The sequence below is a fragment of the Pseudomonas sp. W17 genome, from assembly GCF_040268305.1.
GTDB lineage: Bacteria > Pseudomonadota > Gammaproteobacteria > Pseudomonadales > Pseudomonadaceae > Aquipseudomonas > Aquipseudomonas protegens.
This window is the reverse complement of sequence record NZ_CP158490.1, coordinates 62,936-87,278: the sequence shown is the minus strand read 5'-3', so window position 1 is coordinate 87,278 and position 24,343 is coordinate 62,936. Positions and strand designations below refer to the sequence as shown.

Sequence of the window (24,343 nt, the reverse complement as noted above, 5' to 3'; positions counted from 1 at the left end):
ATTAACGTTGCCGTGGCTTAGCACCTTGGGCAACGCTGATCGAGCCGGCCTCAGTGCAGGCCCTGAATATAGCTGGACACCGCTTCGATGTCTTTGTTGCTCAGCTTGCCAGCGATGCTGCGCATCACCAGGGTATCGCCATCGTTGGTACGGTTGCCTTCGCGGAAGTCGGTCAACTGCTTGGCCACGTACTGTGCGTGCTGGCCGCCCAGATGGGGGAAGCCGGCTGCTGCGTTACCCGCACCGTTTGGCGAGTGGCAACCGGTGCAGGCAGGCATGCCCTGGTCCAGCTTGCCGCCACGGAACAGTTCCTCACCACGGGCCACGACTTTAGGATCTGCTGCGCCGACGCTGCCTTTCTGGCTGGCGAAGTAGGCGGCGATGTCAGCCAGGTCCTGATCGCTCAGGTTGGTCAACAGGCCTGTCATCTCCAGCACCTGGCGCTTGCCGGACTTGATATCGTGCAACTGCTTGTTCAGGTACTTTTCCCCCTGACCCGCCAGCTTGGGAAAGTTTGGCGCCATGCTGTTCCCATCAGGGCCGTGGCAAGCACCACAGACTGCGGCTTTCGCCTGACCGGCAGCAGCGTCGCCTGCGGCATGGGCGACACCTGTGATGCCCAAGGTCAACAGCAGACTCACGAGTAATTTGTTCATCAGCTAATCCAACTACGGCTAAGGGTTAAGAGTTATGGACCGGGATCACTCGCTCATCCAATGGATGATGACTCGGTAATCCTCGGCACTGCAGTCCATGCACAAACCACGCGGCGGCATCGCCTTGAAACCCTGGGTCACGTGTTGCACCAGCGTCTCCATACCTTGCGCCAACCTCGGCGCCCAAGCTTCCTGGTCGCCCTTGCGGGGCGCCGTGGGTAGTTGGCCGGAATGACAAGCCCCACAAACACGGTTGTACACAGCTTCCGGATCCTGTGTAGCCTGAGCGCCGTAAAACGGCATCAAGACACCGGCAGCTAGCAGCCATTTCGTCATAAAACGACCTTTTCAGGGTTGAGAGCGTGCTGCGTTCTAATGCGCATTCAAGGTTTATCGCTCTCGTGAACTTCATCCTACGCTGGGACAAAGCGCACACAAAATCTGCGGCATTATATACTGGCGTTACTGAAACGGAAACGACACCGCTCGCCGCGTCCACTCTCGGCATCGCCCCAATCGGAAATCCCATGCAACTCAAGAACCCCATCCTCGGTCTGTGCCAACAGGCTACGTTCATGCTCAGCGCCGCCAAAGTCGATCAATGCCCTGACGATGAAGGCTTCGAAGTGGCCTTTGCCGGGCGCTCCAACGCCGGCAAATCCAGCGCCCTGAACACCCTGACCCACGCCAGCCTGGCACGCACCTCGAAAACTCCGGGTCGCACGCAGTTGTTGAACTTCTTCAAGCTAGACGACGATCGCCGTCTGGTCGACCTGCCGGGCTACGGTTACGCCAAAGTGCCAATCCCGCTCAAGCAACACTGGCAGCGTCACCTGGAAGCCTACCTGGGCAGCCGCGAGAGCCTTAAGGGCCTGATCCTGATGATGGATATCCGTCATCCCATGACCGACTTCGACCTGCTGATGCTGGACTGGGCGGTCGCCAGCGGCATGCCGATGCACATCCTGCTGACAAAGGCCGACAAACTGACCTACGGCGCGGCCAAGAACACCCTGCTCAAGGTGCAGTCGCAGATCCGCAAGGGCTGGGGCGAAGCCGTCACCATCCAACTGTTCTCGGCCCCCAAGCGCATGGGCCTGGAAGAGGCCTACACCGTGCTGGCGGGCTGGATGGAACTGGCCGACAAAGGCGCCGAAGCCGAGGCCTGAGAGACGTAGGGAAAATTGCCTGGGGATGGTCAGGCAAGGCAAAAGCGCGGTGCGAAAGCGGAGTTCACTGGCTGTAAATGAGCATTTCGCGCCGCGCTTTTAACGCAGCATGATCATTTCCCAGGCGGTTTTCAGGCAAAAAAAACCCCGGACTTCGTATGGGGAGGGGGAAGTTCGGGGTTCAAGTTCTAGACCGCTAGGGCGGGGTCCAGATATCTGCCAACACTTAACACAACATAGGAGCATCGAAGGGCTTCACCAGCCATTCAGTAACTCTGAGTGGGCGTTCACCTATTTAGTTCCGGACGTTTGCAAAAACTATTGGCAATAATCGATGAAATTTTCGGTGCTAATAGCTCTTCGCTAGTTTTTGCCGCGACACTATGCCGCGGCAAAAACATCTGAAAAGTGCCCTTAATGAGCCTCATCCCAGTTATTTCCCACCCCCACTTCCACCAATAGCGGCACATCCAGGGTCGCGGCACCGCTCATGTGCCCGCGAATTTCCTCACGAACCTGGTCCACCAGGTCCTCGCGCACTTCCAGCACCAGTTCGTCGTGCACCTGGAGAATCACTCGGGCATCCAGCCCCGAGGACTCCAGCCAGTTGTCCACGGCCACCATGGCTTTCTTGATGATATCTGCCGCGGTGCCCTGCATCGGCGCATTGATCGCGGTGCGTTCGGCGCCGGCGCGCTCCTGTGGCTTGTTGGAGTTGATCTCCGGCAGGTACAGGCGGCGACCGAAGATGGTCTCGACATAACCCTGGTCCGCGGCCTGGGCGCGGGTGCGGTCCATGTACTCGCGAACCCCCGGGTAACGCGCGAAGTAGGTGTCGATATAGGCCTTGGCCTGCTTGGTATCGACACCGATGTCCTTGCCCAGCTTCTGCGCGCCCATACCGTAGATCAGGCCGAAGTTGATGGCCTTGGCGCTGCGGCGCTGATCGGAAGTGACGTCCTTGAGCTCCACCTTGAACACCTCGGCCGCCGTGGCGGTGTGCACGTCCAGGTTGTTGCGGAAGGCGTTGAGCAAACCTTCGTCGCGGGACAGGTGCGCCATGATCCGCAACTCGATCTGCGAATAGTCCGCTGCCAGCAGCTTGTAGCCCGGCGGCGCGATGAAGGCCTGGCGAATGCGCCGGCCTTCAGCGGTGCGTACCGGAATGTTCTGCAGGTTCGGATCGCTGGAGGACAGCCGGCCGGTGGACGCTACCGCCTGATGATAGGAGGTGTGGATGCGCCCGGTACGCGGGTTGATCTGCTCCGGCAGGCGGTCGGTATAGGTGCTTTTCAGCTTGCTCATGGAGCGGTACTGCATCAGCACCCGCGGCAGCGGATAGTCGTCTTCCGCCAGCTTGGCCAGCACCTCTTCAGCCGTGGATGGCTGGCCCTTGGCAGTCTTTTTCAGCACCGGCAGGCCGAGCTTGTCGTAGAGGATGCTGCCCAACTGCTTGGGCGAGCCCAGGTTGAACTCCTCGCCGGCGATCTCGAAGGCTTCGCGCTCCAGGGCGACCATCTTGTCCCCCAGTTCGATGCTCTGCACTCCCAGGAGCTTGTCGTCCACCAGTGCTCCCTGGCGCTCGATGCGCGCCAGGACCGGCACCAAAGGCATTTCAATATCGGTGAGCACGCTGGCCAGGCTCGGTATCGCGGTCAGCTTGTCGAACAGGACCTGGTGCAGGCGCAGGGTCACGTCGGCATCTTCCGCGGCGTAGGGGCCGGCCTGCTCAAGGGGAATCTGGTCGAAGGTCAACTGCTTGGCACCCTTGCCGGCGATGTCCTGGAAACTCACAGTGCTGTGGTCCAGGTACTTCTGCGCCAGGCTGTCCATGTCATGGCGGGTGGCGGTGGAGTTGAGCACGTAGGATTCGAGCATGGTATCGAAGGCCACGCCGCGCACAGTGATGCCATTGGCCTGGTCGCCGCCGATGGCACAGTTGGCCAGGATGTTCATGTCGAACTTGGCGTGCTGGCCGACCTTGAGCAGCTTGGGATCTTCCAGCAAGGGCTTGAGGGCCAGCAGCACGCTGTCGCGATCCAGCTGTGCCGGCGCGCCCATGTAGGAGTGGGTCAGGGGAACATAGGCCGCTTCGCCGGCCTTGACCGAGAAGGACAGGCCCACCAGTTGCGCCTGCTGCGCATCGATCCCGGTGGTTTCGGTATCGAAGGCAATCAGCTTGGCGCCCTTGAGCTTCTCCAGCCAGGCATCGAAACGCTCCTGGTCGAGGATGGTTTCGTACTGCAGCTCCAGCGGAGCCTGCTCCACAGCCTGCGGCGGCGGCACGGCGGCGGGTGCCGCCTCAGCGCCGCTGAGCTCGACACGCTTGGCATCGCGCTGCAACTCGTCGAGCCAGCTCTTGAACTCCAGCAGGCTGTAGAGCTCCACCAGCTTCTCGCGGTCCGGCTCACCCAGGTGCAGGTCGTCGAGCCCGACATCCAGCGGCACGTCGACCTTGATGGTCGCCAACTGATAGGAGAGGAAGGCCATTTCCTTGTGTTCTTCGAGCTTGGCCGGCAAGGTCTTGGCCCCGCGGATCGGCAGGGTCGGTACGATATCGAGCTGTTCGTACAGCTCCTTCAACCCGCCATTGACCCCGACCAGCAGGCCGGAAGCGGTCTTCGGACCAATGCCCGGCACCCCGGGAATGTTGTCGGAAGAGTCGCCCATCAGCGCCAGGTAATCGATGATCTGCTCGGGAGCGACGCCGAATTTCTCCTTCACGCCTTCCACGTCCATGCTGCTACCGGACATGGTGTTGACCAGGGTAATGTGCCCGTCCACCAGCTGTGCCATGTCCTTGTCGCCAGTGGAAATCACCACCGGGCGGTCCGCTGCCGCGCTGCTGCGGGCCAGGGTGCCGATCACGTCATCGGCCTCGACCCCTTCCACGCACAACAGGGGGAAACCCAGGGCGATCACGCTGGCGTGCAACGGCTCGATCTGCACCCGCATGTCGTCGGGCATGCTCGGACGGTTGGCCTTGTATTCGGCATACATGTCATCGCGAAAGGTCCCGCCCTTGGCATCGAAGACCACGGCGAACGGGCTGTCCGGGTACTGCTTGCGCAGGCTCTTGAGCATGTTCAACACGCCCTTGACCGCGCCGGTAGGCAGGCCTTTGGAGGTGGTCAGCGGTGGCAGCGCGTGGAACGCGCGGTACAGATATGAAGAACCGTCCACCAGGACGAGGGGGGCTTGGCTCATGAGCGGGATCAACCTTTTCGGCGGGTCCGGCGCTAGAATAGCGGGACCGTTGACGACAAAGGGACAAGGTTATCATGCGCACACTAAATCGCTTGCTGCTGACCGGCTTGATTGCAATCGCTCCATTGGCCGCGATCGCCGCAGAAGATGCGCCATCAGCGGACCCGGAAGTAACCATTCGCACGGAAGGCGACAAGACCATCCAGGAATACCGGCAAAATGGCTTCCTGTATGCCATCAAGATCACGCCAAAGGGCGGCAAACCCTACTTCCTGGTGCGTGCCGATGGCTCGGACGGCAACTTCATCCGTTCGGATCAGCCGGATATGCTGATCCCTTCGTGGAAAATCTTTGAGTGGTAAACCACTCCGACTTCAACTCAATGGCGCTGGCTGGATAGCAGCGCCCGTACTGGCAGTTTTTAACCATGTCTGTGTTCACCCCCCTGGCTCGGCCCGAGCTGGAAACCTTTCTCGCCCCGTATGGGCTCGGCCGCCTGCTTGATTTCCAGGGGATCGCCGCTGGTAGCGAAAACACCAACTTCTTCATCAGCCTGGAACAGGGCGAGTTCGTCCTGACCCTGGTGGAACGTGGCCCGGTCCAGGAAATGCCGTTCTTCATTGAACTGCTGGACGTGCTGCACCAGGCCAACCTGCCAGTGCCCTATGCCCTGCGCACCACCGACGGCGTCGCCCTGCGCGAACTGGCGGGCAAGCCGGCACTGTTGCAACCGCGGCTGGCGGGCAAGCACATCAAGCAGGCCAACGCCCAGCACTGTGCCCAGGTCGGTGAACTGCTCGGCCACCTGCACGTGGCCACCAAGGACCACATGATCAAGCGCAAGACCGATCGCGGCCTGGACTGGATGCAGGAAGAGGGCAGGCAACTGCTGTCGCACCTGGCCCCCACGGCCCAGGACCTGCTGCAACGGGCCCTGGATGAAATCGCCGCTCAGAAGATGAAGATCCTCGCCCTGCCCCGGGCCAACATCCACGCCGATCTGTTTCGCGACAACGCCATGTTCGAAGGCACCCACCTGACCGGCCTGATCGACTTCTACAACGCCTGTTCGGGACCGATGCTCTACGACGTGGCGATCGCCCTGAATGACTGGTGCTCCGACGATGAAGGCGTACTCGACGGCCAACGGGCCCGAGCCCTGCTGGGCGCCTACGCGGCGCTGCGCCCATTCACTGCGGCGGAGGCCGAACTCTGGCCGACCCTGCTGCGGGTGGCCTGCGTGCGCTTCTGGCTATCGCGGCTGATCGCCGCCGAGAGCTTCGCCGGGCAGGACGTGCTGATTCACGATCCGATGGAGTTCCAGCAGCGCCTGGCGCAGCGGCAACAGGTCAGCATCGCGCTGCCGTTCGCCCTGTAAAACGCTTCGCGGGCAAGCCCGCTCCTACAGAGATGCGCCCAACCTGTAGGAGCGGGCTTGCCCGCGAAAGCCCTCGCGCAACAATCCCCGCTTAAAGCTGCTCCAGGCAGCCCGCCAGATCATTCCCCAACTTCTCCAGCACCTGCTCATAGCCTTGAGCGGTCGCCGGCGTGTAACCGCCCAACGCATCCAGCTCCGCCAGCTTCACCGGCAGGCCGGCCACCAGGGTTTCCGCCAAGCGCGGGCGCAGGGGCGGCTCGCTGAACACACAGGTCTTGCCCACCTGCTGCAAGCGCGCGCGCATGGCGGCGACGTGCTGGGCCCCCGGCTGGACTTCCGCTGCCACGCTGAACACCCCGGCGTGCTTGAGGCCGTAGGCGTCCTCGAAGTAGTCGAAAGCTTCGTGGAACACGAAGTAAGGCTTGCCGGCGATCCCCGCCAGGCGGGCTTTCAAGCGAGCATCCAGGGCATCCAGACGCTCGCTGAACGCCTTCAGGTTGTTCTGGTAGCGGGCGGCATTGGCCGGGTCGCACGCGCTCAGGTCCGCGGCCATGCGGGTGGCGATCACCCGGGCATTGATCGGCGACAGCCAGAGGTGTGCGTCCAGGGTGCCGGGGCGATGATCATGGTCATGTTCGTCGGCATCTTCAGCGTGGGAGTGGCTATCTTCGGCAAAGTGCCGGAGTCTCATGCCCGACAGGTCCTGTACCGCCACCGAGGGCAGGCTACGGCCCTTCAGCACCCGCGGCAGGAAGCCTTCCATGTCCGGGCCGATCCAGTACAGCAGGTCTACGCTCTGCACCTTGCGCACGTCCGAAGGCCGCAGCGCGTAGTTGTGCGGGGAAGCTCCGGGCGGCAGCAGCACCTCGGGAACCGCCACGCCATCCTGCACGGCGGCGGCAATCAGTTGCAGCGGCTTGATGCTGGTCAGCACCCGCACTTCGGCCTGGGCCGAGCCGATCGAGAACAGGCTGAAGGTAAAAGCGACAAAAAGGCGAAAAAGTCTGGGCACGATGGACACTCGAGGAGGCGAGAACGGGTAACATAATAACGTCTCTCACAAACCTCGTCGCCGCTCATGCCTAAAACACCCCTTGCCAGCCGTCCACACGACCACTCTCACTGCGTACACAGCGCACTGTCTGAGGCCGACGCCCTGTGCGCACGGCAAGGCCTGCGCCTGACCGCCCTGCGCCGGCGGGTGCTGGAGCTGGTGTGGCAAAGCCACAAGCCCCTGGGGGCCTACGACATCCTGGCCGTGCTCAGCGAGCAGGACGGCCGTCGCGCCGCTCCGCCAACGGTTTACCGGGCGCTGGATTTCCTCCTGGAAAACGGCCTGGTGCACCGCATCGCCTCGCTCAATGCCTTTGTCGGCTGCAACCACCCCGAGCACGCGCACCAGGGCCAGTTCCTGATCTGCCGCGAATGCCACGCCGCCATCGAGCTGGAACAGAAATCCATCAGCGACGCCATCATCAGCAGCGCCCGCGACGTCGGCTTCGTGGTCGAGGGCCAGACCGTCGAAGTGGTCGGGCTCTGCTCGGGCTGCCAGGGGGCTTGATGAGCAATGCGTTGATCCGCCTCGAGCAGGTCGGGGTGACCTTTGCCGGGCAGAACGTGCTGGAGAACATCCAGCTCAGCGTCGAACCCGGCCAGATCGTCACCCTGATCGGCCCCAATGGCGCCGGCAAGACCACGCTGGTGCGCGCCGTGCTCGGCCTGCTCAAGCCCGACACCGGCAGTGTCTGGCGCAAGCCCAAACTGCGGGTGGGCTACATGCCGCAGAAGCTTCATGTGGACCCGACCTTGCCGCTGTCGGTGCTGCGCTTTCTGCGCCTGGTGCCGGGAGTGGACCGTACCCGGGCGCTGGCAGCGCTCAAGGAAGTAGGTGCCGAGCAGGTGATCGACAGCCCGGTGCAGAGCATCTCCGGTGGCGAGATGCAGCGCGTGCTGCTGGCCCGGGCGCTGCTGCGCGAGCCAGAGCTGCTGGTGCTCGATGAACCGGTGCAAGGCGTCGATGTGGCCGGCCAGGCCGAGCTCTACAGCCTGATTACCCGCCTGCGCGACCGTCACGGCTGCGGCGTGCTGATGGTCTCCCACGACCTGCACCTGGTGATGAGCACCACCGATCAGGTGGTCTGCCTCAATCGCCACGTCTGCTGCTCTGGCCACCCCGAGCAGGTCAGCGGCGACCCGGCCTTCGTCGAGCTGTTCGGCAAGAACGCACCGAGCCTGGCGATCTACCACCACCATCACGACCATGCCCACGACCTGCATGGTTCGGTTGTCACCCAGCCCGCTTCGGGCCACGCCCATGTCCATGGAGAAAACTGCAAGCATGGCTGATTTTCTGCTCTACGCCCTGCTCGCAGGCCTGGCCCTGGCGGTGGTTGCCGGCCCCTTGGGGTCCTTTGTGGTCTGGCGTCGCATGGCCTATTTCGGCGATACCCTGTCCCACGCCGCGCTGCTCGGCGTGGCCCTGGGCTTTCTGCTGGATGTCAGCCCGGCCGTAGCGGTCACGGTCGGCTGCCTGCTGCTGGCGGTGCTGCTGGTGACCCTGCAACAGCGCCAACCCCTGGCTTCCGACACGCTGCTGGGGATTCTTGCACCCAGCACCCTGTCTCTGGGCCTGGTGGTACTAAGCTTCATGCATGAAGTGCGAATCGACCTGATGGCCTATCTGTTCGGTGACCTGCTGGCAATCAGCCCGGGCGACCTGGCGTGGATTCTCGGCGGTAGCGCGGCGGTGCTGTTGCTGCTGGTGGCGTTGTGGCGCCCCTTGCTGGCGATCACCGTGCACGAGGAACTGGCCAGGGTCGAAGGCCTGCCTGTGGCCTCGCTGCGCCTGGCGCTGATGCTGCTGATCGCCGTGGTGATTGCCGTGGCCATGAAGATTGTCGGGGTGTTGCTGATCACCTCGCTGCTGATCATCCCGGCCGCTGCGGCACAGCGTCACGCCCGCTCGCCGGAGCAGATGGCCCTGGGCGCCAGCCTGCTGGGCATGCTCGCGGTGTGCGGCGGGCTGGCGCTGTCCTGGTTCAAGGACACACCGGCCGGGCCGTCGATCGTGGTCACCGCCGCCACACTGTTTCTGCTGAGTTTTGTTCTGCCCCGTCGAGGGGTGTAGACTTGCTCGCTTTTTGCGCAATTAGAGAGTCGCAGGAATGAAGCCGTTCGCCTCCCGTTATCTGCTCCTTGTCGCATTTTCCCTGCTACTGGGAGCCTGCCAAAGCACGCCACCAGCGGCCACCGAGGTCCCTGATGCACGGGCCACGGCCATCGCGCAGCTGGAACAAAACATCGCCAGCAGCGAACTGGCCACCGCGGAAGATCAACTCAGTGCCTTGCAGGCGCAGACGCCCGACGACCCGCAACTGGTGCAGTACCAGCGGCAGTTGGCCGAAGCCTATCTGCAGCGCAGCCAGATCGTCCTGCAGAAGGGCGATGTGAACGCCGCAGCCACGGCCCTGAGCCGTGCCCGGGCACTGATGCCCAAGGCTCCGGCGCTGACCGGTGGGGTCAACAATGCCATTGCCCACGCCCGCAAGGCGGAGCTGGACAAGGCCGAAGCCGCCCTGAAGGCCGCCGAAGCGCGCCCTGCGGCCAAGCTGATCGATCCGACCGCCGAGAGCACCACCGTCGCCTTGAACGTCACTGATATCCGCAAGCTGCGGCATCAACTCGATGCCCTGGCCGCCGATGTGGTGAATTACCAGTGCGACGTGAGCATCCAGGTACCACGCACCGAGGATTACCCCTGGCTGTCGACCCTGCTCGGCAAGCGGGTGAAGAAGCTCGACCCGGACTTTGAACAGAAGATCAGTCGGCAAATCGTGCGCCATGTACCGGCGCAGATGGTGCTGACGCCGCGCAAGGCGCAGTAAAGCCTTCGCCGGCAAGCCGGCTCCTACACGGAGCAGGCTTGTCGGGGAAAGTGTGTTCAGGCCGGGATTGCCTTGGCCTTTTCCTCTCGGCTCCAGACCCGATGTTGCGCGATGGCGGCAATGAATGCCTTCAGCGCCTTGGCATCGGCCCCCACGATCAAGCCTTCATCCGCCTCCAGCCGCAGGCTGTGCAACAGCTCCCGGGCATCGCCGTGCAGGGCAATCGCCTTGAGGTGCTTGTACGCCTCCAGCAAGTAATGCAGGGCCACGCCATTGCCGCTCAAGGCCTTGATCGACTGCGCACCTCCGGGCACGAACACCGCATCGAAGGCCACCGATGGCAAGCCCTCCATGGACGCATCCACCGGCAGGCTCTTGCCGTCCGCCGTGGTGACCGGCGCCGAGGTCGGCCCCAGTAGCTTGGCGTGCGCCCCTTCGGCCTTGAGAGCCTTCTTCAGCGCATCGATCGCTGCACCATCGACGCCGTTGGCCGCCAGAATCGCCACCTTCCGGGTTTTGATATTGCCCGGCAACAGGTTCGCCTGGCTCAGGGCCGGCGAGCGCGAGAGCGAAGTCTTGCGCTCCGCCACCGTGGCTTTCTTCGGCGCCGCCAGTCCGAGGTTCTCGGCCACTCGCGCGGCCAGTTGCAGGTCGATGTTGGCCAGAATCTCGTTGACCTGGCGTTCGCGGATCCATTCACGTTCCACCTTGCCCAGCTCAAAGCTGTAGGCGGCGATGATGTGCTCCTGCTCGTGCTTGCTCATGCTCTTGTAGAAGAGCCGCGCCTGGGAGAAATGGTCGCTGAACGATTCGCTGCGCTGGCGGATCTTGTGCGCATCGATACGCTCGTTGTAACTCTCGAAGCCGCCATCCTCGGCCGCCGGTGGGGTTTCCCGGGGCCAGCCGCCGTCGATGGAATTGGGCTCATAGGAGGCCCGGCCCTTGTCTAGGGTGATGCGGTGCATGGCGTCGCGCTGGCTGTTGTGGAAGGGCGCCAGCGGCCGATTGATCGGCAATTCGTGGAAGTTCGGCCCACCCAGGCGGCTGATCTGGGTATCGGTGTAGGAAAACAGCCGCCCTTGCAACAGCGGGTCGTTGGAGAAGTCGATCCCGGGCACTATGTGCCCCGGGCAGAAGGCGACCTGCTCGGTCTCGGCAAAATAGTTGTCCGGGTTGCGGTTCAGCACCATCTTGCCCAGGGGCGTGATCGGCACCAGCTCCTCGGGAATCAGCTTGGTCGGGTCGAGGATGTCGAAATCAAAGTTGTGCTCGTCTTCCTCGGCGATGATCTGTACGCCGAACTCCCACTCCGGGTAATCCCCGGCTTCGATCGATTCCCACAGGTCGCGGCGATGGAAGTCGGTGTCCTTGCCCGCCAGCTTCTGCGCCTCATCCCAGACCAGCGAACAGGTACCCACCGTCGGCCGCCAGTGGAACTTGACGAAGCTCGACCGGCCCTGGGCGTTGATCAGGCGAAAGGTATGCACGCCAAAACCCTGCATGGCCCGCAGGCTTTTCGGAATGGCCCGGTCTGACATGGCCCAGATCACCATGTGCGCCGATTCCGGCTGCAGCGAGACAAAGTCCCAGAAGGTGTCATGGGCCGAGCCGCCGGTGGGTATTTCGTTGTGGGGTTCGGGTTTCACGGCGTGTACGAAATCGGGGAACTTGATCGCGTCCTGAATGAAGAACACCGGCATGTTGTTGCCCACCAAGTCGAAGTTGCCTTCGTCAGTGAAGAACTTCACCGCAAAGCCGCGCACATCACGCACGGTGTCGCCAGAGCCTCTTGGCCCCTGGACCGTGGAAAAGCGTACGAACACTGGTGTTTTCTTCCCCGGATCACGCAGGAAACCGGCCTTGGTCAATGCCGAATGGTTGTCATAGCTCTGGAAGTAACCATGGGCACCCACCCCTCGGGCATGCACGATGCGCTCGGGAATCCGCTCATGGTCGAAGTGGGTGATCTTCTCCCGCATGATGAAGTCTTCCAGCAGCGAAGGCCCACGAGCACCGGCTTTGAGGGTGTTCTGGTTGTCGGCGATCTTCACCCCCTGGTTGGTCCGCAGGGCCTGCCCGGTGGCGTCGGAGCGGAACGTCTCCAGGCTCTTGAGCTTGCTGTTGCTGTTGCCGCGGTCCAGGGTGTCGGTCCCGGCCATCTGGCTTTTTGGGGTATCGGGCTTCTTCGTGCTCATCAGGCAAAACTCCTCGTTGGCGAAATCCCTGGCGTGCCGGGGCTTCGTGGGCAAAGGCCTCCAGGCACGGCACCTGGCGGCTTTCGAGTGACTTAAGTAGTGACTGACGAGAAGGTGCGGGCGTTCCTTTTTTATGACCTTTGATCGCGTTATTGCCAAATGGCAGGATGATTGCGAAATAAATGCTAAGAACCTCTATACGGACAGGCTAAAATGCGCGCCCGGCTAACCGCTGATCCTTTTCTAACGCGCCCCACAAGGTTCGCTACGTGATCGAGTTTCAAAACGTCCATAAAACCTACCGGGTCGCCGGTAAGGATATTCCCGCCCTGCACCCGACCAGCCTTCGGGTCGAGAATGGCCAGGTGTTCGGCCTGATCGGCCACTCCGGTGCGGGTAAAAGTACGCTGCTGCGCCTGATCAACCGCCTGGAAAACCCCAGTGGCGGCACCATCGTCGTCGACGACGAAGACGTCACCGCCCTGGACGCCAGTGGCCTGCGCCGCTTCCGCCAGCAGGTCGGCATGATCTTCCAGCACTTCAACCTGCTGTCGTCCAAGACCGTGGCCGACAACGTCGCCCTGCCCCTGACCCTGGCCGGCGAGCTGTCGCGCAGCGACATCGACCGCCGGGTGGCCGAGCTGCTGGACCGGGTCGGCCTGGCCGACCACGCGAAGAAATACCCGGCGCAGCTGTCCGGCGGCCAGAAGCAGCGCGTCGGCATCGCCCGCGCCCTGGCCACCAAGCCGAAGATCCTGCTGTGCGACGAGGCCACCAGCGCCCTGGACCCGCAGACCACCGCCTCGGTCCTGCAACTGCTGGCCGAGATCAACCGCGAGCTGAACCTGACCATCGTCCTGATCACCCACGAGATGGACGTGATCCGTCGCGTCTGTGACCAGGTGGCGGTGATGGACGCCGGCGTGATCGTCGAACAGGGCCCGGTGGCCGACGTGTTCCTGCACCCCAAGCACCCGACCACCCGGCGCTTCGTCCAGGAAGACGAGCAGATCGACGAGAACGAGCAGCGCGACGACTTCGCCCACGTACCGGGGCGCATCGTGCGCCTGACCTTCCAGGGCGATTCCACCTACGCGCCGCTGCTGGGCACCGTGGCCCGGGAGACCGGGGTCGACTACAGCATCCTCGCCGGACGCATCGACCGCATCAAGGACACCCCTTACGGGCAACTGACCCTGGCCATCACCGGCGGTGACATGGAAGCGGCCTTCGCCCGCTTCACCGCGGCGGATGTCCACATGGAGGTGCTGCGCTGATGGAGACCTTCTTCGCCAACATCGACTGGCTGGAAATCTGGCTGGCCACCGGCGACACCTTGATGATGCTCGCCGGCTCGCTGCTGTTCACCGTACTGCTGGGCCTGCCACTGGGCGTGCTGCTGTTCCTCTGCAGCCCGCGCCAACTGCTGGAGCAGAAGTCGCTGTATGCGCTGCTGTCGCTGGTGGTCAACATCCTGCGTTCACTGCCGTTCATCATTCTGCTGATCGTGATGATTCCCTTCACCGTACTGATCACCGGCACATCGCTGGGGGTTGCCGGGGCCATTCCACCGCTGGTCGTCGGCGCCACGCCGTTCTTTGCCCGGCTGGTGGAAACCGCCCTGCGCGAAGTGGATCGCGGCATCATCGAGGCCACCCAGTCCATGGGTGCCAGCACCCGGCAGATCATTACCAATGCCTTGCTCCCGGAGGCCCGCCCGGGCATCTTTGCCGCTATCACCGTGACTGCCATTACCCTGGTGTCCTACACCGCCATGGCCGGCGTGGTGGGGGCCGGTGGCCTGGGCGACCTGGCGATCCGCTTCGGCTACCAGCGCTTCCAGACCGATGTGATGGTGGTGACCGTGGTGTTGCTGCTGGTGCTGGTCCAGGTTCTGCAAACCGTCGGCGACAAGCTGGTGGTGCACTTTTCCCGCAAATAAAATTGCCGGCCCAGGCCGGCAGGCGCCCGGGGTCGGGCGACTTACAAGGAGCTTGTTGGATGAAAAAACTACTCGTCGCTTTCGCAGCCGTTGCCGCGTTCTCCGCGCACGCCGCCGAAACCCTGACCGTGGCCGCCACACCAGTGCCCCACGCCGAGATCCTGGAGTTCGTCAAACCGGCCCTGGCCAAGGAAGGCGTGGACCTGAAGGTCAAGGTCTTCACCGACTACGTGCAGCCCAACGTGCAAGTCGCCGAAAAGCGCCTGGACGCCAACTTCTTCCAGCACCAGCCCTACCTGGATGAGTTCAACAAGGCCAAGGGCACCAAGCTGGTGAACGTTGCCGGTGTTCACGTCGAGCCCCTGGGTGCCTATTCCAGCAAGTACAAGCAGCTCTCCGAACTGCCGGGCGGCGCCACCGTGGTGATCCCCAACGACGCCACCAACGGCGGCCGCGCGCTGTTGCTGCTGGACAAGGCCGGCCTGATCAAGCTCAAGGATTCCAACAACATCCTGGCCACCATCAAGGACATCACCGAGAACCCCAAGGACCTGAAGTTCCGTGAACTGGAAGCAGCCACCATCCCGCGCGTGCTGACCCAGGTCGACCTGGCGCTGATCAACACCAACTATGCCCTGGAAGCCAAGCTGGATCCTTCCAAGGACGCCCTGATGATCGAAGGCAAGGATTCGCCTTACGTGAACATCCTGGTGGCCCGTCCTGACGACAAGGATTCGGACGCCATGAAGAAGCTGGTCGCGGCCCTGCACAGCCCTGAAGTGAAGCAGTTCATTCTCGAGAAGTACAAAGGCGCCATCGTGCCGGCGTTCTGATCGGTTGCAGAAACACAAACGGGGCGCCTTGGGGCGCCCCGTTTCGTTGTAGCCGCTGCCGAAGGCCGGGATAAGGCGCCCAGCGCCCTCCAAGGGCCTCAGGAGCGCGTCCTCCTCGAGGCCGATCGCAGCCTGCAGCAGCAGCTACAGGGTTCAGCGGTTCAGCGGTTCGAGCATGTAGCGTTATTTGCGCTGCAGCATCACAGGCAGTTGGGCCACCAGCTTCTGGTTGTTCAGCGGAGCACGGATGAAACCGCGCTGGGTACCGTCCGGGCCGATCACCGCCAGGTTGCCGCTGTGGTCCACGGTGTAGTTGGGCTTGCTGGTATCGGCCGGGATGAAGGGAATGCTCACGGCGTTGGCGAGCTTCTGCAGGTCTTCCACCGAGGAGGCGGTCAGGCCCTTGAAGTCCTTGTCGAAGTAGCCCAGGTACTGCTTGAGCTGCTGCGGGGTATCACGGTTGGGGTCGACGCTGACCAGGACCACCTGCAGCTTGTCCACCGCTTCCTTGGGCAGCTCGCTCTTGATCTGCCGCAACTGCGCCAGGGTGGTGGGGCAGATGTCCGGGCAGAAGGTGTAGCCGAAGAACAGCAGCGACCATTTGCCCTTCAGCTCGTCGATCACCACTGGCTGGCCGTCCTGGTCGACCATCTTCACCGCAGGCAGGGTACGGCTTTGCGGCAGCAGGATGATGCCCGCATCGATCAGTGCAGTGGGGTCGCCCTGACCCTTGCCGGACAGTACTTTGTTGACGGTAAGCCCCAGCACCAGGGCCACCAAGGCAACGAGAATAAAGACGGTTTTCTGAGTTCGAGTCATAGGTTCAACAATAGGTAGTGGTCTACGAGCAGGGCGATGAACAGCAGGAACAAGTAATAAATAGAGTACTTGAAGGTGTTGATCGCCGCGTGCGGCCGAGTGCCACGGTACAGCACCCAGGCCCATTGCAGGAAGCGCCCGCCCAGGGCCAGGGCACACACCAGGTACAGCACGCCACTCATGTGGATGACATAGGGAAGCAGGCTCACCGCCAGCAGGGCAAAGGTGTAGAGCAGGATGTGCACCTTGGTGTAGTGCTCGCCATGGGTGACCGGCAGCATCGGGATATCGGCCTTGGCGTATTCCTCTTTGCGATGGATGGCCAGGGCCCAGAAGTGCGGCGGGGTCCAGGCGAAGATGATCAGCACCAGCAGCAGCGGTTCGGCGCTCACGTGCCCGGTGGCGGCGACCCAGCCCAGCAACGGTGGAGCCGCGCCGGCCAGCCCGCCGATCACGATGTTCTGCGGCGTCGCGCGTTTCAGAAACCCGGTGTAGACCACCGCATAGCCCAGCAGCGAGGCCAGGGTCAGCCAGGCCGTGAGTGGGTTGGTGAAGGTCAGCAGCAGCGCCTGCCCGGCTAGCGCCAGGAGCAGGGCAAAGGCCAGCGCCGCTCGTGGCGATACCCGGCCTTCGGCCAGGGGGCGCTTGTGGGTCCGGGCCATTACCGCATCGATGCGCCGGTCCACCACATGGTTGACCGCCGCCGCCCCGCCCGCGCACAGGGCAATGCCCAGGTTGCCGAACACCAGAACGGTCCACGGCACTCCGGCGCGGGTGGCGAGGAACATGCCCACCAACGAGGTGATCAGCATCAGCACCACCACCTTGGGTTTGGTCAGTTCCAGGTAATCGCGCCAGATCGCCTGGGGGTGCTGGCGGGCGCCGGTCAGAGTCGCCATGGCATCTCTCCTTTGATGGTGATGGGACCCGCCATCTGTTTACGCGGGCTGAGCCGCCAGCCCAGGGGCAGGCGATCCCGGGCCCGCACCAGGCTGGTACGGGCGTGGTAGTTGACCAGCACCAGGGTCAGCAGCAGCGCCGCCCCCCCGGCGTTGTGGGCCACGGCCACCGGCAGTGGCAAATGAAAGAACACGTTGCTCAGGCCCAGGCTGACCTGCGCGCCCAGCGCCACCAGCACCAGCCCGGCCAGGCGGGTCATGCCGGTCTGCCGCAGCTGCCAGGCCAGGCCCAGCAACACCAGGGTCACAAGCACCGCGCCGACCCGGTGGGTCATGTGGATGGCGGTGCGGGCATCGCTGTCCAGCTGCCCGCCCAGGTAGTTGGGGCCGATGTGCTGGGTCAGGTGGAAGCCATTGGCGAAATCCATGTTCGGCCACCACTGGCCATGGCAGGTGGGCAGGTCGATACAGGCCACCGCCGCGTAGTTGGAACTGACCCAGCCGCCCAGGGCGATCTGCCCGATCACCAGCACCAGCCCGGCGGTAGCCCAGTACTGCAAGCGCCGCGGCACGATCAGCGCCGGCAATACCCCGGACAGGCGCAAGGTCAGCAGGAACAATAGGCTCAGGGTGGCGAAACCGCCCAGCAGGTGCGCGGTGACCACTTGCGGCCAGAGCTTGAGGGTCACCGTCCACATGCCGAAGGCCGCCTGGGCGAACACCACTGCCAGGAGGAACAGCGGCAGCTTCAGGGGCTGCCCCGGATGCCGGCGATGGGTCCAGGCCCGGGCCGCCAGGAGCACGATCAGCAGCCCCAGGGTGCCGGCGAAGTATCGGTGGATCATCTCGTTCCAGCCCTTGTGGGCCTCCACCGGGGTATCGGGAAAATGCAGCTCGGCATGGGCCAACTGGGCTTCGCTTTTCGGCACGCTGATAAAGCCGTAGCAGCCGGGCCAGTCCGGGCAGCCGAGGCCGGCATGGGTCAGCCGGGTGTAGGCACCGAGCAGCACCACGATCAGGGCCAGCAAGGTGGCAAACAACGCGAGGCGAAATCCAGGTTTGGCCATGACGATGCCCTTATCCGATGTTCGACAGTTTCAGCAGGTGGCGCAGGTCGTTGAGCAGGTCCTTGCCCTTGACCCGGGCGTCATAGCGCAGCACCAGGTTGCTGTGGGGGTCGACGATCCACAGCTGCGGCGCCTCCTTGTCGTTGGCGCCCTTGGTGAAGGTCGCCAGGTCCAGGGGGTAGCGTTGCAGTTGCGGGTATTCACGCTGCAGCTTGGCTTCGTATTCGGCGCTCAGGGGCCGGGCGCTGGCCAGGGCATGGCTGGCCCGCGAGGCATCACGGCCCAGGGCGATCTGGATCTGCCGCGCCAGGTACACCAGTTGCTGGCAATCCACTGCACACTCCCCGGGCGCGGTGACCAGAACCTGCCAGCGATCCTCCTCGGCCTGCACGCCGATCTGGGCGCGGGTCTGGCCATTGCCGATCAGCTCGCCGTGATAGCTGCGGCTTTCCGGTACCCAGAACTGCAGCTTGTACATGCCGGTGGCAAGGATCATCGGGCCGATCACCATCAGCAGGATCAGCACCAGTTGCCAGCGGCCGCGCCGCCGATTGGGCGCCTGGGCGTCAGAGATGTTGGGTGGATTCATGGCCGTTCCCATGGCGTTTCTCCCGAGTGTTGTGCCAGCCGAAATAGAGATAGAGAGCGAACAGCGCCAGGGCCATGGCGAACCACTGCACCGCATAGGCCTGGTGTTTTTCCGGGCCCATGGCGACCACCGGCCATTCGGTCAGGTAGGCACCCGGGCCCGACTCCAGGCGCACTTCATGGTCGAAACCGCTGCGGCCCAGCTCGGCCCAGAGCGCCTGTGGAACCACGGCGGTAATCAGCCGCGGCCAGCTCGCGCCGCTGGGGTCGGCGTGCAGCTGGAATGCCGCGCCCGGCGAAACGTAGACCCAGGCATCCAGGCTCAGGCTCTGCTGCGGGGTGCTGAATACGGGAGGCGTGCGCCGGTCGGGCCAGGGCAGCCAGCCGCGGTTGACCAGCAGCCAGCGACCGCTGGCCTGGTCGAGGAAGGGTTGCAGCAGCTCGACCCCGACCTTGCCGTCATGCAGGCGGTTATCCAGCAACAGACTGTGATCGGCATCGAAATGACCGTGCAGGCGTACCCGGCGAAAAGCCGGATCCTCGCTGGCCAACAGCTCGAACAGGGCCACCGGCTCCGCCGCGCGGCGCTCGGCGTAGCTGGCCAGCAACTGACGCTTCTGCTCGCCCCGGCCCAGTTGCCAGAAGCCCAGGGCAACCAGCACCGGCAGCAGCAAGAGCACCACCAGGGTTGGCCCGATGCCCGGCCGGAAGCCCTTCATGGCTGGCCTGCAAGGCTGAGAAATCCACTCGCTATACTGCTGTACATCGCGTTTCCCCCGGAGTCCCACCATGCTCAAAGCAGCCATCGTCCTGATGCTGATTGCCACGGTTGTCAGCCTGTTCAGCGGCCTGTTCTTTCTGGTCAAGGACGACAGTTCATCCAAGCGCCTGGTGACCTCACTGAGCATTCGGGTCGCGCTGGCCGTGGTCACCGTCGGCTTGATCGCCTGGGGTTTCTTCAGCGGCCAGCTGGTCTCCCACGCGCCCTGGTAGGGCGCCTCAGAGCACGTAGACGAAAACGAACAGGCCGATCCAGACCACATCGACGAAGTGCCAGTACCAGCTGGCGGCCTCGAAGCCGAACTGGTGCTCGGCGTCGAAATGCCCGCGCATGATGCGCATCAGCATCACGAACAGGATCAGGGTGCCAATGGTCACGTGGGCACCGTGGAAACCGGTGAGCATGAAGAAGGTGGCGCCGTAGATCCCCGAACCCAGGGTCAGCCCCAGCTCGTGGTAGGCATGGATGTATTCCTCGGCCTGAAAGCCCAGGAAGGCGCAACCCAGCAGCACCGTCAGCGCCAGCCAGATCTTCAGCGCGCCGCGATGGCCTTTCTTCAAGGCGTGGTGGGCGATGGTCACGGTGACGCTGGAACTCACCAGCAGGATGGTATTGAGCAGCGGCAGGCCCCAGGGGCTGATGGTGCCCTTGGGCGGCGGAAAGAGTTTCGGGTCGGGGTTGTTGAGCAGCGGCCAGACGAACTCGAAGTTCGGCCACAGCATGTGGGCGATGCCCTTGTGCCCCTCACCGCCGAGCCAGGGCCCGGACATGTGCCGCACATAGAACAGCGCGCCGAAGAAGGCCATGAAGAACATCACTTCGGAAAAGATGAACCAGCTCATGCCCCAGCGGAACGAGCGATCGAGCTGGGCGCTGTAGAGCCCGGCGCGGCTTTCCTTGACCACCGCACCAAACCAGCCGAACAGCATGTAGGCCAGCAGCAGGCCGCCGACGAAAAAGATCAGCGGGCCGTGGGATTCCGGTCGCGCAGCCTTGAGGTCGTTGAACCAGGTGCCCAGGCCCACCACGGTGACGAACATGCCCACCGTTGCGATGATCGGCCACTTGCTCTGGGCGGGAACGTAATAGTGCTCATGAATCGCCATGGGTTGTTCTCCTTATCGGGCACGCTAGATCGTCTAGCCACCGTTCTTGGCGGCAACCGCCACCGGTGGATGACGCGCGGTGATATCGAACAGCGTGTAAGCCAGCGTCAGGTGCTTCACATCCTTGGGCATGTCACGGTCAACGATGAAACGCACCGGCATCTCGATCTTCTCGCCCGGCTGCAGCACCTGCTGGGTAAAGCAGAAGCACTCGGTCTTGTGGAAATACATGGCCGCGCTGCTGGGGGAGATGCTCGGGATCGCCTGGGCGCTCATCGGGTGGTCGCTGGGGTTGCGGGCGATGAAGATCATCTCGTTCACCGCCCCCGGATGGACCACGATGTCATCGGACTTGGGATAGAAATCCCAGACCATGTCGATGGCATTGGTGGACAGGAACTGCACCCGCACCTGGCGCGATACGTCCACCTGCTGCCCCTGGTCCGCGTACTGCCCACCGGTCTTGCCGTTGATCCCCAGGGCCTTGCACATCACGTCGTAGATCGGCACCAGGGCAAAACCGAAGACGAACATCGCCACCACCACCAGCAACAGGCGGGTCACCAGTTTCTTCAGCGTTACCTCGGCCATCTCAACGTCCTCCCAAGCCTGTAGGAGCCGGCTTGCCGGCGAAGCGGGCACCATACTCTGGCGCCTTCGCGAGCGAGCTCGCTCCTACAGCACAGATGTTCATTTCACTTCCGGCGGGGTGACAAAGGTGTGGTACGGCGCCGGCGAGGGAATGCTCCACTCCAGGCCTTCGGCACCTTCCCAGGGTTTGGCCGGAGCCGGTTTGCCGCCGCGGATGCACTTGATGACGATGAACAGGAAGAAGATCTGCGTCGCGCCGAAGGTGAACGCACCGATGGAGGACACCATGTTGAAGTCGGCGAACTGCAGGTTGTAGTCCGGGATCCGCCGCGGCATGCCCGCCAGCCCCACGAAGTGCATGGGGAAGAACGCCATGTTCATGCCGACGAAGGACAGCCAGAAGTGCAGCTTGCCCAGGGTCTCGTCGTACATGTGCCCGGTCCACTTGGGCAGCCAGTAGTAGGCCGAGGCGAAGATCCCGAAGATCGCCCCCGGCACCAGTACGTAGTGGAAGTGCGCCACCACGAAGTAGGTGTCCTGGTACTGGAAGTCCGCCGGGGCAATGGCCAGCATCAGCCCGGAGAAACCGCCGATGGTGAACAGGATGACGAAGGCCACCGCGAACAGCATCGGTGTCTCGAAGGTCAGCGAGCCCTGCCACATGGTACTCACCCAGTTGAACACCTTGACCCCGGTGGGCACGGCGATCAGCAGGGTGGCGTACATGAAGAACAGCTCGCCCACCAGCGGGATGCCCACCACGAACATGTGGTGCGCCCAGACGATGAACGACAGGAAGGCGATCGCCCCGGTGGCATAGACCATCGAGGTGTAGCCGAACAGTGGCTTGCGGCTGAAGGTGGGGATGATCGAGCTGACCGCGCCGAAGGCCGGCAGGATCATGATGTACACCTCGGGGTGGCCGAAGAACCAGAACACGTGCTGGAACAACACCGGGTCGCCGCCGCCGGCTGCACTGAAGAAGCTGGTGCCGAAATGGATGTCCATCAGCATCATGGTCACCACCCCGGCCAGTACCGGCATCACCGCAATCAGCAGGAAGGCGGTGATCAGCCAGGTCCAGACGAACAGTGGCATCTTCATCAGGGTCATGCCCGGGGCTCGCAGGTTGAGGATGGTGGCGATCACGTTGATCGCGCCCATGATCGAGCTGACGCCCATCAGGTGGATGGCGAAGATGAAGAAGGTCACGCTTTCCGGGGCGTAGGTGGTGGACAGGGGGGCATAGAAGGTCCAGCCGAAGTTCGGCCCGCCGCCGGGCATGAACAGGGTCGAGATCAGCAACAGGAAGGCCGCCGGCAGCAACCAGAAGCTGAAGTTGTTCATCCGCGGCAGGGCCATGTCCGGCGCGCCGATCATCAACGGGATCATCCAGTTGGCCAGGCCGACGAAGGCCGGCATCACCGCACCGAAGACCATCACCAGGCCATGCATGGTGGTCATCTGGTTGAAGAACGCCGGCTCGACGATCTGCAGCCCGGGCTGGAACAGTTCGGCACGGATCACCATGGCGAACGAGCCGCCCAGCAGGAACATGCAGAAGCTGAACCACAGGTACAGGGTGCCGATGTCCTTGTGGTTGGTGGTCAGTACCCAGCGCATCAGGCCCTTGGCTGGGCCATGGGCGTGGTCATCATGGCCGGCGTGGCCGTGGTCATCGATCACAGCACTCATGTCCTGTCTCCTGCGAGCGAATGGACTGGATGATCGGCGGCGAGACGCCGCGACCGGTTGCGCACATACCCCATGAGCCGGCTCATTTGCTTTCCGCCTGCTTCAGCGCCAGGACTTCCTTGGGCGTCACCATGTCGCCCTTGTTGTTGCCCCAGGCGTTGCGTTCGTAGGTGACGACGGCGGCGATGTCGACTTCCGACAGCTGCTTGCCGAAGGCGGCCATGGCGGTGCCCGGCTTGCCGTGGAACACCAGGCTCAGGTGAGCCTCCTTGGGACCGGTAGCGATCTTCGAGCCCTTGAGGGCCGGGAACATCGGCGGCAGGCCCTGGCCTTCCGCCTGGTGACAGGCAACGCAGGTGGTGTGGTAGATCTTGTCACCGCGGGCCACCAGCTCGTCGAGGGTCCATTCCTTGCTGGTCAGCTCCTTGAGCTTGGCCGCCTCGGCCTTGCGCTCGCCCATCCAGGTGTCGTAGTCGGCCTGGCTCTTGACCTCCACCACGATCGGCATGAAGCCGTGGTCCTTGCCGCACAGCTCGGCGCACTGGCCACGGTAGATGCCGGGCTTGTCGACCCGGGTCCAGGCTTCGTTGACGAAACCCGGGATAGCATCGCGCTTGACCGCGAAGGCCGGCACCCACCAGGAGTGGATGACGTCGGCGGCGGTCACCAGAAAGCGCACCTTGGCGCCCACCGGCAGTACCAGCGGCTGGTCGACCTCCAGCAGGTAGTGCTCGCCCTTGGTGCTCTGGTTGTGGATCTGGTCGGCGGGGGTGGCCAGGTTGCTGAAGAACTCCACGTCCTGGCCGAGGTATTTGTAGTGCCACTTCCACTGGTAGCCGGTGATCTGGATATCCACGTCCGGCTCGCTGGTGTCGTACATCTTGATCAGCGTCGCCGTGGCAGGCACGGCCATGGCCACCAGGATCAGGAAGGGAATGATGGTCCAGAGGATTTCCACCGTGGTGCTTTCGTGGAATTTGGCCGGGACCTGGCCAACGGAACGGCGGTGAACGATCATCGACCAGAACATCGCACCGAAGACGATGACGCCGATCACCACACAGATCCAGAAGATGGTCATGTGCAGGTCGAATACCGCGTGGCTTATCTCGGTCGCCCCAGGCGTCATATTCACGGTCCAGGCGGCTTGCGCCTGGCTGAATACCGACCACAACAGGAGGCCCATCCAGACATGTGGATGTCGCATCATTGCGGGTTCCCCTTATCGTTCTTGTTATCCCGCCGGCTTAACACCTGCGGCAAGGGAGCGGCTGCCTAGACTACGAACTTAAACCGGCCGAGCCTTCGCTGCATTTGCAGTCGGGCATCATCAGCTAACTTCATACAAGGGCGAGTATAGACAGCGACTCCCACCTCGCAACGCGAGGGCGTAAATCAACTGAAACACTAATAAGGAGGTTTGCAGGCCACGGCGGGAAAGGGATCGAGTGCCCTGGATGGCGAAACGATATAACCGTGGTGACTAAGCATGAAATAATTATGACAAATGCGTCTTAAGCGCTTTTGTAAGCA

General features: G+C 63.1%; 25 protein-coding genes. 11 read left to right on the top strand and 14 right to left on the bottom strand.

Going from position 1 to position 24,343, the window contains the following annotated elements; genetic code table 11:
* Nucleotides 1–50 precede the first annotated feature (50 nt).
* Both ABCR88_RS00455 and ABCR88_RS00450 read right to left on the bottom strand, forming a co-directional pair.
* Complete coding sequence (locus ABCR88_RS00455) at nucleotides 51–656, bottom strand: c-type cytochrome (RefSeq protein WP_011058472.1); 606 nt, start codon at nucleotides 654–656, stop codon at nucleotides 51–53.
* Between the two features lie 45 nt (nucleotides 657–701).
* On the bottom strand, nucleotides 702–992 hold the full coding sequence (locus tag ABCR88_RS00450) for a c-type cytochrome (protein WP_015633654.1): 291 nt from the start codon (nucleotides 990–992) through the stop codon (nucleotides 702–704).
* 191 nt (nucleotides 993–1,183) lie between these two features.
* On the opposite strand from ABCR88_RS00450, the gene yihA reads away from it, so the two are divergent.
* Complete coding sequence (gene yihA / locus ABCR88_RS00445; protein ID WP_011058471.1) at nucleotides 1,184–1,825, top strand: ribosome biogenesis GTP-binding protein YihA/YsxC; 642 nt, start codon at nucleotides 1,184–1,186, stop codon at nucleotides 1,823–1,825.
* Nucleotides 1,826–2,239: 414 nt separating this feature from the next.
* Here the strand turns inward: yihA and polA are convergent, their stop codons facing one another.
* Nucleotides 2,240–5,032 (bottom strand): DNA polymerase I, encoded by a 2,793-nt coding sequence (gene polA, locus ABCR88_RS00440; RefSeq protein ID WP_053154828.1) that lies wholly within the window; start codon nucleotides 5,030–5,032, stop codon nucleotides 2,240–2,242.
* 74 nt (nucleotides 5,033–5,106) lie between these two features.
* Between polA and ABCR88_RS00435 the strand changes: the two genes are divergently transcribed.
* Nucleotides 5,107–5,394, top strand: a complete 288-nt coding sequence (locus ABCR88_RS00435; protein ID WP_011058469.1) for a DUF2782 domain-containing protein — start codon at nucleotides 5,107–5,109, stop codon at nucleotides 5,392–5,394.
* 65 nt (nucleotides 5,395–5,459) lie between these two features.
* Nucleotides 5,460–6,410, top strand: coding sequence for a homoserine kinase (locus tag ABCR88_RS00430; RefSeq protein ID WP_041114995.1), 951 nt, complete (start codon nucleotides 5,460–5,462; stop codon nucleotides 6,408–6,410).
* Nucleotides 6,411–6,501: 91 nt separating this feature from the next.
* Here the strand turns inward: ABCR88_RS00430 and ABCR88_RS00425 are convergent, their stop codons facing one another.
* A complete protein-coding gene (locus tag ABCR88_RS00425; RefSeq protein ID WP_350023440.1) occupies nucleotides 6,502–7,422 on the bottom strand; it encodes a zinc ABC transporter substrate-binding protein in 921 nt (306 codons plus the stop codon).
* Between the two features lie 66 nt (nucleotides 7,423–7,488).
* On the opposite strand from ABCR88_RS00425, the gene zur reads away from it, so the two are divergent.
* Genes zur through ABCR88_RS00405 form a run of 4 tightly spaced genes read left to right on the top strand, consistent with a single transcriptional unit; the run spans nucleotide 7,489 to nucleotide 10,294 of the window.
* Nucleotides 7,489–7,971 (top strand): zinc uptake transcriptional repressor Zur, encoded by a 483-nt coding sequence (gene zur / locus ABCR88_RS00420; RefSeq protein WP_011058466.1) that lies wholly within the window; start codon nucleotides 7,489–7,491, stop codon nucleotides 7,969–7,971.
* On the top strand, nucleotides 7,971–8,756 hold the full coding sequence (znuC, locus tag ABCR88_RS00415) for a zinc ABC transporter ATP-binding protein ZnuC (protein ID WP_011058465.1): 786 nt from the start codon (nucleotides 7,971–7,973) through the stop codon (nucleotides 8,754–8,756). Before zur ends, znuC begins: the two co-directional genes overlap by 1 nt.
* The gene (gene znuB, locus ABCR88_RS00410; RefSeq protein WP_011058464.1) at nucleotides 8,749–9,537 is read left to right on the top strand and encodes a zinc ABC transporter permease subunit ZnuB; all 789 of its coding nucleotides are present in this window, start codon (nucleotides 8,749–8,751) and stop codon (nucleotides 9,535–9,537) included. Before znuC ends, znuB begins: the two co-directional genes overlap by 8 nt.
* A gap of 37 nt (nucleotides 9,538–9,574) precedes the next feature.
* A complete protein-coding gene (locus ABCR88_RS00405; protein WP_041114991.1) occupies nucleotides 9,575–10,294 on the top strand; it encodes a PA5502 family lipoprotein in 720 nt (239 codons plus the stop codon).
* A 56-nt stretch (nucleotides 10,295–10,350) separates the two neighbouring features.
* Here ABCR88_RS00405 and katE read toward each other — a convergent pair whose 3' ends face one another.
* Entirely contained in the window at nucleotides 10,351–12,543 is a 2,193-nt protein-coding gene (gene katE / locus ABCR88_RS00400; protein ID WP_225368716.1) for a catalase HPII, read from the bottom strand.
* A 215-nt stretch (nucleotides 12,544–12,758) separates the two neighbouring features.
* Here katE and ABCR88_RS00395 point away from each other — a divergent pair, with 215 nt between their 5' ends.
* Genes ABCR88_RS00395 through ABCR88_RS00385 form a run of 3 tightly spaced genes read left to right on the top strand, consistent with a single transcriptional unit; the run spans nucleotide 12,759 to nucleotide 15,264 of the window.
* Nucleotides 12,759–13,766 carry a methionine ABC transporter ATP-binding protein gene (locus tag ABCR88_RS00395; protein ID WP_011058461.1) on the top strand — a complete coding sequence of 336 codons (1,008 nt, stop codon included), beginning with the start codon at nucleotides 12,759–12,761 and terminating at the stop codon, nucleotides 13,764–13,766.
* Nucleotides 13,766–14,431 (top strand): methionine ABC transporter permease, encoded by a 666-nt coding sequence (locus tag ABCR88_RS00390; RefSeq protein ID WP_041114987.1) that lies wholly within the window; start codon nucleotides 13,766–13,768, stop codon nucleotides 14,429–14,431. Before ABCR88_RS00395 ends, ABCR88_RS00390 begins: the two co-directional genes overlap by 1 nt.
* Before the next feature lie 59 nt (nucleotides 14,432–14,490).
* Nucleotides 14,491–15,264 (top strand): MetQ/NlpA family ABC transporter substrate-binding protein, encoded by a 774-nt coding sequence (locus tag ABCR88_RS00385; protein WP_350023437.1) that lies wholly within the window; start codon nucleotides 14,491–14,493, stop codon nucleotides 15,262–15,264.
* 183 nt (nucleotides 15,265–15,447) lie between these two features.
* Here ABCR88_RS00385 and ABCR88_RS00380 read toward each other — a convergent pair whose 3' ends face one another.
* From ABCR88_RS00380 to ABCR88_RS00360, 5 genes are read right to left on the bottom strand one after another with little or no spacing between them, the layout of a single operon-like run.
* The gene (locus tag ABCR88_RS00380) at nucleotides 15,448–16,083 is read right to left on the bottom strand and encodes an SCO family protein (RefSeq protein ID WP_015633647.1); all 636 of its coding nucleotides are present in this window, start codon (nucleotides 16,081–16,083) and stop codon (nucleotides 15,448–15,450) included.
* Nucleotides 16,080–16,982 carry a heme o synthase gene (gene cyoE, locus ABCR88_RS00375; protein ID WP_041114985.1) on the bottom strand — a complete coding sequence of 301 codons (903 nt, stop codon included), beginning with the start codon at nucleotides 16,980–16,982 and terminating at the stop codon, nucleotides 16,080–16,082. Before cyoE ends, ABCR88_RS00380 begins: the two co-directional genes overlap by 4 nt.
* On the bottom strand, nucleotides 16,970–18,049 hold the full coding sequence (locus ABCR88_RS00370; protein ID WP_019095615.1) for a COX15/CtaA family protein: 1,080 nt from the start codon (nucleotides 18,047–18,049) through the stop codon (nucleotides 16,970–16,972). Before ABCR88_RS00370 ends, cyoE begins: the two co-directional genes overlap by 13 nt.
* A gap of 10 nt (nucleotides 18,050–18,059) precedes the next feature.
* The gene (locus ABCR88_RS00365; RefSeq protein ID WP_015633644.1) at nucleotides 18,060–18,650 is read right to left on the bottom strand and encodes a hypothetical protein; all 591 of its coding nucleotides are present in this window, start codon (nucleotides 18,648–18,650) and stop codon (nucleotides 18,060–18,062) included.
* Entirely contained in the window at nucleotides 18,616–19,356 is a 741-nt protein-coding gene (locus ABCR88_RS00360; RefSeq protein WP_041114982.1) for an SURF1 family protein, read from the bottom strand. Before ABCR88_RS00360 ends, ABCR88_RS00365 begins: the two co-directional genes overlap by 35 nt.
* Nucleotides 19,357–19,426: 70 nt before the next feature.
* On the opposite strand from ABCR88_RS00360, the gene ABCR88_RS00355 reads away from it, so the two are divergent.
* Nucleotides 19,427–19,630: a twin transmembrane helix small protein gene (locus ABCR88_RS00355; protein WP_011058453.1), complete on the top strand. Its 204-nt coding sequence runs from the start codon at nucleotides 19,427–19,429 to the stop codon at nucleotides 19,628–19,630.
* A gap of 6 nt (nucleotides 19,631–19,636) precedes the next feature.
* Here ABCR88_RS00355 and ABCR88_RS00350 read toward each other — a convergent pair whose 3' ends face one another.
* From ABCR88_RS00350 to coxB, 4 genes are all read right to left on the bottom strand, one after another.
* Entirely contained in the window at nucleotides 19,637–20,524 is an 888-nt protein-coding gene (locus ABCR88_RS00350; RefSeq protein ID WP_325985393.1) for a cytochrome c oxidase subunit 3, read from the bottom strand.
* 33 nt (nucleotides 20,525–20,557) lie between these two features.
* Nucleotides 20,558–21,115 carry a cytochrome c oxidase assembly protein gene (locus ABCR88_RS00345; RefSeq protein WP_011058451.1) on the bottom strand — a complete coding sequence of 186 codons (558 nt, stop codon included), beginning with the start codon at nucleotides 21,113–21,115 and terminating at the stop codon, nucleotides 20,558–20,560.
* A gap of 99 nt (nucleotides 21,116–21,214) precedes the next feature.
* Nucleotides 21,215–22,810 carry a cytochrome c oxidase subunit I gene (ctaD, locus tag ABCR88_RS00340; protein ID WP_041114980.1) on the bottom strand — a complete coding sequence of 532 codons (1,596 nt, stop codon included), beginning with the start codon at nucleotides 22,808–22,810 and terminating at the stop codon, nucleotides 21,215–21,217.
* 82 nt (nucleotides 22,811–22,892) lie between these two features.
* Nucleotides 22,893–24,020, bottom strand: a complete 1,128-nt coding sequence (gene coxB, locus ABCR88_RS00335; protein ID WP_011058449.1) for a cytochrome c oxidase subunit II — start codon at nucleotides 24,018–24,020, stop codon at nucleotides 22,893–22,895.
* Nucleotides 24,021–24,343: the final 323 nt, after the last annotated feature.